This is a genomic window from Nocardioides sp. Soil796 (assembly GCF_001429525.1).
Classification (GTDB): Bacteria; Actinomycetota; Actinomycetes; order Propionibacteriales; family Nocardioidaceae; genus Nocardioides.
Window position 1 is genome coordinate 25,109 of record NZ_LMSQ01000016.1, and the last position, 12,762, is coordinate 37,870.

A 12,762-nucleotide genomic window follows, 5' to 3' on the forward strand; every position below is an offset into this window, starting at 1 on the left:
GATACCGGACACGTCGTTGACGTGACGCCAGTCACGCACCTAGCGTGCGATCTGGAATTGAAACGATCCAGCGCACCCGCTTGTCATGCCTGACATCCCAACCCTGGAGATACCTCTCATGTCTCGGATCATCGCCATCATCGCCACCGCGTTCGCCCTGGCCCTGGGCAACTCGGCGTTGGTCGTCGCACCGGCGACCAGCGCCTCTGCGACCGCGCCCAGCAGCGACCTGCGGGTCGGGCAGCTGACCGTCAACGGCACCCACAACCCGCTCGGCTTCGACGACGCGACGCCACGGTTCGGCTGGGTGATGCAGGCCAAGGAGAACGGCCAGGCACAGACCGCCTACCGGCTGCTGGTCGCGACCAGTCCGTCGCTACTCAAGGCCGGCCGGGCAGACGCGTGGGACAGCGGCAAGGTCGAGTCCGCCGACTCCCGGCAGGTGGCGTACGACGGCCCGGCCGTCACCTCGCGCACCCGCTACTTCTGGAGCGTCCAGGTGTGGGACGCCGCCGGCCAGCCGGCGCCGCCCAGCAACGTGGCGTGGTTCGAGACCGGGCTGCTGCAGAAGTCTGACTGGACGGCCGAGTGGATCGCCCACGACGCGAAGTTCTGGCTGCCCACCACCAACACCGAGCAGAGCTATCCGGCTGAGCTGCTTGCCGGCAAGACGCTCGGCCAGACGTTCACCGCCGACCGCACCTTCGACGCGGCGGCCGGCCGGATGCCCACCTGGAACACGGCCGACTCCGACGTCACCGTGACGCTGCGCGCCGACGGCCCCGCCGGCGCGGTGCTCAAGACGCAGCGCCTCGTCGACCACCCCGACAACGGGTGGGGCGAGGTGAAGCTCGACGAGCCCGCCGAGCCGGGCACCTACTATCTCGAGATTTCCGACGTCGAGGGCAAGATCGGCTGGTGGAGTCACAGCGACGACAAGTACGCCCACGGCACGGCGTACGCCGACGGCAAGCCGGTCGCCGGTGACCGCACCATCCGGTGGACCCCGACGACGCAGGCGGACGACGAGCGCACCTCCCAGCTGCGCAAGGAGTTCGAGCTCAGCGACGACATCAAGTCGGCGCGCCTCTACGTCACGGCGCTCGGCGTGCACGACGTACACCTCAACGGTCAGCTGGTCAGCAAGGACCGTTTCGCCCCGGGCTGGACCGACTACAACAAGCGCGTGCAGTACCAGACCTACGACGTCACCGACCTGGTCCGCGGCGGCGACAACGCCATCGGCGCACGACTCTCGACCGGTTGGTACTCGGGCAAGATCGCGATCTATGGCCAGAACCTCTATGGCCAGCTCCCGGGCCTGCTCGCCCAGCTCGAGGTCACCCACGCCGACGGCACCACCGAGACCGTGACGACCGACGACTCATGGCGCAGCACCCGCGGCGAGATCCGCGAGTCGGACATGCAGGACGGCGAGGCGATCGACGCCCGCGAGGCCACGCCCGGCTGGACGACGTCTGGCTTTGACGACTCCACGTGGAAGCCGGTGATCCCGAAGACCGGTGTGACCGCGGAGCTCGTCGCCCAGGCCGACCCGCCGGCGCGGGTGACGCAGGAGCTGCTGACGCAGGAGATGACCGAGCCCGAGCCCGACACCTACGTCTTCGACCTCGGACAGAACATGGTCGGCACCGCACGGATCCAGGTGCGCAACCCGGAGCCGGGGCAGAAGCTGACCATCCGCTACGGGGAGGAGATCAACCCCGACGGCACGCTCTACACCGCGAACCTGCGCTCGGCCAAGGCCACCGACACCTACATCGCCAAGGGGGACGACGTCGAGACGATCGACCCGGTCTTCACCTTCCACGGCTTCCGCTACGTCGAGATCACCGGCTACCCGGGCCGCCCGGAGGCCTCCGACGTCGTGGGCCAGGTGATCAACACCGACGCCGCCGAGACCGGCTCGCTCGAGACCTCCAGCCCGATGCTCAACCAGCTGCAGAGCAACATCACCTGGTCGCAGCGCGGCAACTTCCTCAGCGTCCCGACCGACTGCCCCCAGCGCGACGAGCGGATGGGCTGGACCGGCGACATCAACGTCTTCGCACCCACCGCCGCCTTCAACATGGACGTCTCGACCTTCCTCGGCGACAAGTGGTTGCGCGACCTGCGCGACGCCCAACGCAGCGACGGAGCATTCACCGACGTGGCGCCCTTCGTGCCCGTCGTCGGGGCCGGCAACACCGGCTGGGGAGACGCCGGCATCACCGTGCCCTACACGGTCTGGCAGACCTACGGCGACACCGAGGTCATCGACGAGAACTACGACGCGATGGCCGCGTGGATCACCTACCTCACGAACAACAGCACCGGCTACATCCGACCCGACTCCGGTTACGGCGACTGGCTCAACCTCGACGACAACGCCCCACGCGACCTCATCGGGACGGCGTACTTCGCCCACGTGAGCGGCCTGATGTCGCAGATGGCGCAGGCGGTCGGGAAGACCGCGGACGCCCAGAAGTACGCCGACCTCGCGGACGCGGTGAAGCAGGCGTTCGTGAAGAAGTACGTCGCCGCCGACGGCAGCCTGCCCGGCGACGCGCAGGCCGGCTACGTGATCGCGCTGTCGTTCGGGCTGATCCCCGACGACCTCGTCGACGAGACGGCCGACCACCTGGTGGCCAACCTCGAGCGGCACGACTGGCACCTGGCCACCGGGTTCCTCGGCACCCCCGACCTGTTGCCCGTGCTCACCGAGACCGGCCACACCGACGTCGCCTACCGGCTGCTCAACCAGCGGAGCTATCCGTCGTGGGGCTACGAGGTCGACAACGGGGCGACCACGATCTGGGAGCGGTGGAACTCGATCGAGCCCGACGGCAGCTTCGGCGACGTCAACATGAACTCGTTCAACCACTACTCCTACGGCGCGGTCGGCAACTGGATGTATCGCAACGTCGCCGGCATCCAGCCCGACCCCGAGCACCCCGGCTACAAGCACTTCACCGTGGCGCCGATTCCCGGCGGCGGACTCACCCACGCGGAGGGGTCCTTCGACAGCGGCTACGGCACCATCACCTCGGCCTGGCGCCTGGACGAAGGCGACCTGTCGCTCGACGTCACGGTTCCGGTCAACACGACGGCCACCATCGAGATCCCGGCCGACGACCCGGTCCTGGTGGGGGACACCCCGGTGGCCGACGCCGCGGGGGTCACGTCGGTCGAGCGCGACGGCGACGTCGTACGGGTCGAGGTCGGTTCCGGCTCCTACCAGTTCAGCGAGGGGAACGCTCGATGATGCGGAAGAACCTGGTGGGACTGGCCACGGCGGCGTTGCTCGTCGGTCTGTTCGGAGCGGCGCAGGCCGAGGACTCCGGCAGTGAGGGTCCCGACTGGGACGACACCACCGGACGCCTCGATCCTGCGGCGTTCGCCGAGCCGCCGTCCACCAGCCGGCCGCACGCCTTCTGGTTCTGGAACGGGGAGCTCACCGAGGCCGAGCTCGACCGGCAGCTCGACGAGATGCAGGCCAACGGCGTCGAGGAGTTCTTCATCCACCCGCGGCAGGGCCTGGGTGGCGAGTTCGGCGTGACGGAGAACGACTACTACCTGTCCACCGACTACTTCGACAAGGTCGAGCACGTCGTGGAGCAGGCCGCCGACCGTGGCATGAAGGCCTGGCTGTACGACGACCTCAACTGGCCGAGCGGCTTCGCCGGTGGGCGCACCGTCCGCGGCGGTGAGGTCGACGGCCGCACGATCGAGGCGAATCCGACCTACGTGCCGTGGTACCTCACCCCGATCGCTGCCGACGTGCCCGGCGGCACGACGTACGACCAGCCGGTGGCGGCGAAGGACCGCGAGGGCCCGGTCGACGACGAGCTGGTCGCCGCGGTGGCCTACCGCAAGGCTGCCAGTGGAACCTGCGTCACCAACGGGGAAGCCCGAGGGGTCGAGCTCGACGGCTCCTCGGCGCGCGAGCTCGAGCCGCAGGACGGCCGCATCTCGTGGACCGCCCCCGCCGGCGACGGCTGGTGCGTGGTGCAGCTCGTGCAGCGCCCGTTGCTGAACTATCACCCCGACCTCGAGCCCGACGAGCCGTACGTCGACATGCTCAACCCGAAGGTGACCGAGAAGTTCATCGACATCACCCACGAGTCGTACGCCGCCCGCGTCGGTGAGCAGTTCGGCGACACGATCCCGGGCATCTTCAACGACGAGCCCGGCTTCTACAACAACTTCCCTGACGGACGTGGCGGCGCGGACTCGCGCGGCTCGGTCGCCTGGACCCCGGGCTTCCGTGACTACCTGACGCACAACGCCGGCCATGACCTGACCCGCGACCTGGCCGCGCTCTGGTACGACACCGGTTCCGACACCACGAAGGTGCGAGTCGCCTATCAGGACGCCCTGTCCGACAGGTACAACGAGGCGCACACCGTCCCGCTCGCCCGCTGGGCCGACGACCACGGCATCGCGTTGATCTCCAACCCGCTCGTCGAGGAGGACCTCGGCAGCCACCGGCTGATCCAGGGCGGCAGCTGGTTCGAGATGCAGCGTGAGTACCAGCTTCCCGGCATGGACCTGATCGGTGGTCTCAACCCGTCGGCGATCACGCCCAAGCTCAACTCGTCGGTGGCGCACCTGTTCGGTCGCGAACGCAATCTCGCTGAGACGTTCGGTGCGTTCGGGTGGGACCTGACGATGGAGGAGATGCGGCGCACCGTTGCCTGGGAGGCGTCCGGCGGCGTGGACCTGATCGACAACCACGCGTTCTACTACTCGACCGACGGCAAGCGGGCCTTCGAGTCGCAGCCGAGCGAGTTCTTCCAGAACACCTTCTGGCCGCGGTTCCACCAGTACGCCGACTATGTCGGTCGGCTGACCGAGCCGGCGCGCGGCGCGACACCGGTGAACCCGGTCGGCGTGCTCTACCCGAGCTCGTCGGTGATGGCGACCGGAACGCCGTGGGACGTGCGTGGCTTCGCCGGCAACGGCTCCGCGCTCGGACCGGTCGACGCGTCCTGGACGGGGACCTCCAACGCGCTGCTGCAGGGACAGCTCGACTTCGACTATCTCGACGAGCTCGCCCTGGCCGGCGACGAGGACCTCGGGGTCGACCTCGAGGTGAGCAAGGGTGACCTGGTGCTCCGCGACCAGCATTGGCAGACCCTGGTGATGCCGCGGGCCGACGTACTCTCCCTGGAAGCGCTGGACACCATCGAGCAGATGGTGCACAGCGGCGGCACTGTGGTCGCGGTCGACGGGCTGCCGAGCAAGGAGGCCGACGGTCGTGACGCCCAGCTCCGCACCCGGCTGGAGGCGTTGTTCGGCACCGATCCGCTGCACGCCCAGAAGTCCCAGAAGGACCACGGGAGTGGCGGCCGCGCCGTGTTCCTGCCCGATCGCAGCGAGCTCGCCGACGTGGTGAGGGAGCGGGTCACGCCGGGCGTCACCCTGGCCCCGGAGACGTCGGCGGTGCGGGTGCGACACGTACGCCGCGGGGGAGACGACGCGTTCCTGGTCGTCAACCTGAGCGACAAGTCGGTGCGCACCACGGCCGACTTCGACGTGGCAGGCGTGCCGGAGCTGTGGAATCTCGACACCGGCGACCGCCGCGTGGCACCGGTCTACAGCAAGAGCGACGACTCGACGGCGGTCGACCTGGACCTGGACCCCTACGAGGCGGTCTGGGTGACGTTCCGACCCGGTGCCCACGCACCGGGAAGGACACCGCATCTCACCGCCACCAACGCGGCCGAGGTGACGGAGGTGACCGATGACCTCCGGACCACACTGGTCGTCGAGGAGCCGGGCACCGTCTACGCCGTGGGCAGTCTCGGAGACCGGCAGTACGCCGCGCAGGCCGAGGTGACCGACCCGATGGAGCCGATCGCCCTCGGCGGCGACTGGGACTTCCGGTTCGACGCCGACGGCGCGAGCACGGTGACCCGACCGCTGCGCAGCTGGACCGACCTCGACCCGGACTTCTCCGGCTCGGGCGCCTACACCCGCGAGGTCGAGGTGCCGGCGGACTTCCTGGCCGACGGGCGCCGGATCCGGCTGGACCTCGGCGACGTCCGTGAGCTGGCGGCGGTCTCGGTCAACGGGGACGCCCCCACACCGCTGGACGCGCGGCCCTACGTGGTCGACGTCACCGACCGGTTGCACCCGGGCAGCAACACCATCGAGGTCACGGTCACCAACACCAGGACGAACCAGCTCGAGCACAGTCCTCGTGCCTCCGGGCTGCTCGGGCCGGTGAAGCTGCAGCCGGTGCGGGTCGTCTCCCTCGATCTGCAGGAGGGCGCAGAGGTCACGTCGTACGAGCTCTCCGTCGACCCGGCCCGGACCACCGTGCTGCCCGGGGGGACCGCCTCCGTGCGCGCCCGGATCGACGGGGTCGCGCCCGACACGCTGGCCGGAACGCTGGCCACGCAGGCACCGGACGGCTGGACGGTCCAGCCGGCCAGTGCGCCGGTCGCCCTGGACTCCGACGGGCGGCGGGTGTCGCACGAGGTGCCGCTCGACGTGTCGGTGCCGGCGGGCACCGCAGAGGGCTCCTACGAGGTCACGGTCAGCTTCTCCACGGACGGCGGAGAGCCGGTCAGCCGCACCGTCACCGTGCGGGTGTCGAACGCCTTCGCGTCATGGGAGTTCGACACTCCCGGTGACACGGAAGGGTGGTCGGCAGGCAACCAGGTGAGCGAGCTGACGGTCTCCGACGGGGTGCTGGGCTTCTCGGCCACCGGCGGCGATCCGTACGTCGTCGGGCCGAACGTCGATGTCGACCTCGCCGGCGGCGCCGTCGTCGAGATCACCATGGACTCGTCGGTCTCCGGTCAGGGCCAGTTGTTCTGGGCGACGACCGACGGCGGCTTCGCCGAGTCCCGGAGCGGGCGGTTCGACACGGTGGCCGGGACGGGCACCTACCGCGTGCCGATCCCGGCACAGGCGGCCGGACTGCGGCAGCTTCGGCTCGACCCACTCTCCGGCACCGGAGACCTCGCGGTGCAGGCGATCCGGGTGCTGCCGGCCGGGTGAGCTGACTCGATGTGTCCATGCCGAATCGCTTCATCACTGGGAGTCCGACGATGCCCTTGTCCTTGACGCAGCGCGCCTCACGTGTGCCGCTGGCCCTGCTCACCGCCCTTGCGCTGGCCATGGTCAGCCTGCCGCCCGCATTCGCGAACGGGACCACTCCGGTCGTCGAGCGTGCACGAGCGACGGCGCCGGGCAACGGTCTGCGGGTGGGCACTCTCGAGGTGGAGCACCAGGCCACCCCGCTCGGGATCGACGCGGCACACCCTCGGTTCGGGTGGGAGTTGAGCGCCTCGGGCAACGGAGCCGAGCAGTCGGCGTACGAGATCGTGGTCTCCACGAGGAGCGGTCGGCCGGAGCAGATCTGGGACAGCGGCAAGGTGACGTCGTCGCGCTCCGTCGACGTCGTGTACGACGGCCCCGCCCTCGAGTCGCGCACCCGCTACTCCTGGCAGGTGCGGGTCTGGGACGCCGGGGGCAAGGCATCGCCGTGGAGCGCGCCGGCCCGGTTCGAGACCGCCTTCCTCGACCCGGAGGAGTTCGAGGGCGACTGGATCGGTGCCCAGGACGAACTGCCCAAGCCCTCGTTCGAGGGTGCCAGCTGGATCTGGTTCCCCGCGGGCAAGCCTTCCGACTCTGCGCCCGTCGGCAACCGCTTCTTCCGCACCTCGTTCGAAGTTCCTGCCGGCCAGGCGATCGACACGGCGGAGATGCAGCTGACCGCTGATGACTCCTTCACGCTCTACGTCAACGGCGCAGAGATCGTCAGGTCGCCGCGGGTGCAGGACGCGTGGCGCACGGCCACGATCGTCGACATCGCGGCCCACCTGCAGCCCGGCCGCAACGTGATCGCGATCGAGGCGGTCAACGCCCAGCCGGGGCCTGCCGGCCTGCTCGCTTCGCTCAAGGTGACGGTCGGGGGCGCCGGCGACCCGTTGCGGATCGTCACCGACGACACCTGGGTCAGCAGCGAGACCGCGGCGGACGGCTGGCAGCAGTCCGGCTTCGACGACTCCGCCTGGCCCCACGCACTGGTCGGGGCGGCCTACGGGTCCGGTCCCTGGGGCAGCTCCGTCACCGTGGCGACTCCGCCGGAACCCTTGCTGCGGCGCGAGTTCGCGACGGACAAGCCCATCGCGTCTGCACGGGCCTACGTCTCCGGTCTCGGCTACTACAAGCTCTTCGTCAACGGGCAGCGGATCGGCGACCACGAGCTGGACCCGGGCTTCACCGTCTACGACAAGACCGTCCTCTACGCGACGTACGACGTCACCGACGTGCTGCGGTCGGGTGACAACGCCGTCGGCGTGAGCCTGGGCCGCGGGTACTACGCGATGACCCGACCCGACGAGTGGATGACCTCGCCCTGGCACGGCGAGCCCAAGCTGAAGCTCCAGCTCGACATCACCTACGAGGACGGCACCTCGACCCGGGTGGTGAGCGACGACAGCTGGAAGCTGGCCGACGGCCCCACCCGCACGGAGTCCCTGTGGTTCGGCGAGACGTACGACGCGAGGCTGGAGCTGCCGGGCTGGACCGGGCCCGGGTACGACGACGCGAGCTGGCGCGCCGCACGCTCGGTCTCGGCTCCCGAAGGCACCTTGACGGCCCAGATGTTCCCGCCGATCAAGGTCACCGAGCCACTGCAGGTCGGCACGGTCACCAGCCCGAGGAGTGGCATCCACGTCTACGACTTCACGAGCCCGACCGCGGGCTGGGCGAAGGTCGCGGTGAGCGGGCCGGCCGGAGCGGAGGTCAAGATCACCTACGGCGAGAAGCTCCGCGCCGACGGCACGGTCGACAACTCCGGGGCCTTCGGTATGGCGATGCAGGCCTACACCTACATCCTCAACGGGGAGGGCGTCGAGACCTATCGTCCGAGCTACAGCTATGCCGGGTTCCGCTACCTGCAGGTCGAGGTGCCTGCCGGCGTCGAGGTGGAGTCGGTTGCGGGGGAGCGGGTTCACTCCGCGGTGCCCACCACCGGGGACTTCCACAGCTCCAGCGGGCTGCTCAACCGCTACCAGGCGGCACAGGCGAACACGATCCTCAACAACCTGCACTCGGTGCCGACCGACACCCCGATGTATGAGAAGCGCCCCTACACCGCGGACGGACAGCTGATCTCGGACTCGGCGATCGCGAACTTCGACGTCCAGGAGTTCTACGCGAACTGGATGCGGGCCCACCGCGACGACCTGACCCCCGAGGGGACGCTCGGCCACACCGTCCCGGGCACCGTTGGCGGCAAGCAGGTCGTGGACCCGGTCTGGTCGGCCAGCTACGTCCTCGTCAACTGGGACCTCTACTGGTACTACGGCGACACCCGCGCGATCGCAGACAACTACGACAGCATGAAGGCGTGGCTCGACCACTTCGAACGTGACGTGGCGAAGACGAACGGGATCTACACCGGGTTCAGCTACGGCGACTGGCTGGCGCCTGGCGCTGCCAACCCGCCCGAGGGGACCCGACTCACCGGCACCGCCTACCTCCACATGACCGCGACAGCGATGGCCAAGATGGCCACGGCACTCGGGCACGACGCGGATGCCGAGCACTTCACCGACTTCGCGTCCTCACTGGCCGACGCGATCAACGCGACGTTCTACGACGAGTCCGAGGGGGCGTACTACGACGACCCGGCCGCCGGCTACCGGCAGACGTCGAACCTGTTCCCGTTGAGTCTCGGGATCGTCCCGCAGGAGCACCGCAAGACCGTGATCGCCAACCTGGTCAAGGACATCAAGGACCGCGGCGTCCACCTCAACACCGGCGCGCTCGGCACGAAGATCATCCTTCCGGTGCTGACCGATCTCGGGTACGGCGAGTTGGCGTACGACGTCGCCACCAACCCGACGTACCCGGGCTGGGGCTACTGGTTCGAGGAGCTCGGGGCCACCACGATGTGGGAGGAGTGGCAGGAGTCGTCGCGCTCGCACCAGCATGCGTTCCTGGGCACCGTGGACGACTGGCTCTACCAGCGGGTGGCCGGGATCGAGCCGGCCGCCCCGGGCTATTCCGCAGTGCGGATCAAGCCCTACCCGGTGGGAGACCTCAAGAACGCGTCGGCCCATGTGTCGTCCCCGCTCGGTCGGGTGGGCTCGTCCTGGCGACGGAACCGCGACCACTTCACCCTCCGCGCCGAGGTGCCGGTCGGTGCGTCGGGCGACATCTACGTGCCGTCGCCCGACCGTCGTTCGGTCAAGGCCCCCAAGGGCGCGACGTTCGTGGGAATGGAGGATGGCTACGCCCGGTTCGAGGTCGGCTCCGGCAGGTACGCCTTCCGCGTTCTCCACGACTAGCCGCGTGCTCACCCTCGAACCTCAGGGAGACGGGACGGCGATCACGTTCGACTGCCTCTGCTCCCGACAGTTGAGGCAGATGCCTCACGCGGTGCGAGGACGTGCGGGCCCACTGTGAATGCATGACAACCACGACACCACGGCAGGCCGTAGAGGCGCTGCAGGCCAACCCCTCACTCCCCGAGGGTGACGACGAGAGATTCACCGGGTACGGCGTCATGGGGATGCCGTTCGCCAGCGGGCACTACCTCGCGTTGCGCGACATGGTGGCCAGCTCGGTCGGTCCGGCGTACAGGGCCATCTGGTTCCGCGATCCGGGGGGACGCTGGACCATCCACACGACCGGCCCCACCGAGCTGACCTGCCCGCGCTACTTCGGGTCGGTCGCGACCGGGACCCGCGTGCCGGGCATCGACGTGTCCTGGTCCGACGACCACACGCTCGAGGTGACGCTCGGTGACGACCTGACCTGGCGGATCGAGCTGGGCGCGACGCCGGCGACCCGGATGATGACCGGGATGGGTGGGGTGCTTCCCGAGGCGGGCTGGAACAGCAACGCGGTGCTCGGTGCGATGGGACCGATGGCGCGCACGATGCTGCACACCGGCCGGATCCGACTCCGCGGAGCGACGCCCAACGGCCCCCACTTCAAGGCCGCGCCGTTGAAGATCTGGCGCGTCGTCGACAGTGCTGCGACGTACCGCGGCGAGGACCTCGGTGCGCCTGCGTCGCTCGACGAGCAGACCCGCCTGGGTGACTTCTGGCTGCCGCAGCGCGGCGTCTTCTTCGTCGGGCGGGCACGGTTCACACCACCGATCGAGCAGATCGACAGCGGGGCAAGCGCTGCGGGCGCCAGAATGGGTCAATGACCGCATCGGCGCCGTTGCCCCGCCGGGTCGAGGTGCTCGCCGGCCTGTCGGTGGCGATCGACCTCGGCCTGGGGCAGCCGGCCGAGCACATGCTGCGCTCGTCGATCATCGCGTGCGGGCTGGCGGATCGCCTCGGCCTCAGCCGCGAGCAGAAGGCAGGCGTCTACTACACGACGCTGCTCATGTGGATCGGCTGTCACGCGGACTCGCAGGAGTACGCGCGCTGGTTCGGTGACGACATCTCCGTCCGCCGCGACGCCTACCTCGTCGACTGGTCCGGCCTGCCCTACCTGCGGTTCCTGGTGGGCAACATCGCGCGCGGTGAGCCGCTGAGCCAGCGGGTGCGCGTGATGGCCACGCTGATGCGCGACGCCCGCGGCCAGCTGGCCACCATGATCCACTCGCACTGCGCCTCCGCGGCAGTCCTGGCCCGACACCTCGGGCTCGGCCCGGACGTCGAGGCGACACTCGCCCACACCTTCGAGCGGTACGACGGCGGCGGGCTTCCGGCCGGTGTCTCCGGCGATGCCATCCCGATCGAGATGCGGGTTGCCCAGCTGGCCGACGTGGCCGAGGTGCACCAACGCATGTACGGCGTCCAGGGTGCGGTCGCGATGGCCAGGAGCCGCCGAGGAGGTCACCTCGACCCGACCGTCGTCGACGCGTTCACGGCGGATCCCGAGGCGCTCTTCCCCGCGTCCGGCGACGACCCCTGGAACCGGGCGCTCTCGATCGCACCCGACTCCGAGACGCCGCTGGACGCGGCCCGACTCGACGACCTGCTGACCGCCATCGGAGACTTCGTCGACCTCAAGTGCCCGTTCACGCTCGGGCACTCCCGCAACGTCGCCGCGCTCGCCGAGGCGGCCGCCGTACAACTCGGACTCTCCGCCGACGACACCAACGCCGTACGCCGGGCCGGGCACCTCCACGACGTCGGCCGGATCGGCGTCTCGAACCAGGTCTGGTCGAAGGCGGGGGAGCTGACCGGTGCCGAGTGGGAGCGGGTGCGCATGCATCCCTACCTCACCGACCGGGTGCTGACCCGCATCCCCGGCCTCGGGCAGGTGGCCGCGATCGCTCGCGCGCACCACGAGCACCTCGACGGGTCCGGCTACCCGCTCGGCCTGGCCGGTGCAGCCCTCGGCCGGCCGGAACGGCTGCTCGCCGCCGCGGTCGCCTACCAGTCAGCGCTGGAGCCCCGGCCGTACCGCGAGACCCTTGACCCTGATGCGGCGGCGAGGCGGCTGAAGGAACGGGCGACCCGCGGCGTTCTCGAGGCCGAGAGCGTCGAGGCGGTCCTGGCCGTGGCCGGGCACGCGTCGAGGAAGGTACGCCGCGACGACGCCCTCACCCCGCGCGAGACCGAGATCCTCGGGCTGGTCGCCCGTGGCCTCGGCAACCGCGACATCGCGAGTCGGCTGGTGCTCAGCGAGAAGACGGTCCGCAACCACGTCGAGCGCACCTACGCCAAGATCGGCGCCACGAACCGGGTGGGTGCGAGCCTCTACGCGCTCCAGCACGGGCTGGTCGCGCCCGTCGACTGACGGCTGTGCCAAGGAGCCGCGAGTCGTGGCAGC

Annotated in this window: 5 protein-coding genes; all 5 read left to right on the forward strand. The window is 69.7% G+C overall.

Annotated elements, in window-relative coordinates; translation table 11 throughout:
* Nucleotides 1-118: 118 nt before the first annotated feature.
* Entirely contained in the window at nt 119-3,265 is a 3,147-nt protein-coding gene (locus ASH02_RS06290; RefSeq protein ID WP_057294442.1) for a glycoside hydrolase family 78 protein, read from the forward strand.
* The gene (locus tag ASH02_RS06295) at nt 3,262-7,011 is read left to right on the forward strand and encodes a glycosylhydrolase-like jelly roll fold domain-containing protein (protein WP_057294443.1); all 3,750 of its coding nucleotides are present in this window, start codon (nt 3,262-3,264) and stop codon (nt 7,009-7,011) included. The genes ASH02_RS06290 and ASH02_RS06295 overlap by 4 nt, the downstream gene beginning before the upstream one ends.
* Before the next feature lie 50 nt (nt 7,012-7,061).
* Nucleotides 7,062-10,313, forward strand: a complete 3,252-nt coding sequence (locus ASH02_RS06300; RefSeq protein WP_057294444.1) for a family 78 glycoside hydrolase catalytic domain — start codon at nt 7,062-7,064, stop codon at nt 10,311-10,313.
* Between the two features lie 122 nt (nt 10,314-10,435).
* Nucleotides 10,436-11,182, forward strand: coding sequence for a hypothetical protein (locus ASH02_RS06305; RefSeq protein WP_057294445.1), 747 nt, complete (start codon nt 10,436-10,438; stop codon nt 11,180-11,182).
* Nucleotides 11,179-12,729, forward strand: a complete 1,551-nt coding sequence (locus tag ASH02_RS06310; protein WP_057294446.1) for an HD domain-containing phosphohydrolase — start codon at nt 11,179-11,181, stop codon at nt 12,727-12,729. Before ASH02_RS06305 ends, ASH02_RS06310 begins: the two co-directional genes overlap by 4 nt.
* The last annotated feature ends 33 nt before the right edge of the window (nt 12,730-12,762 follow it).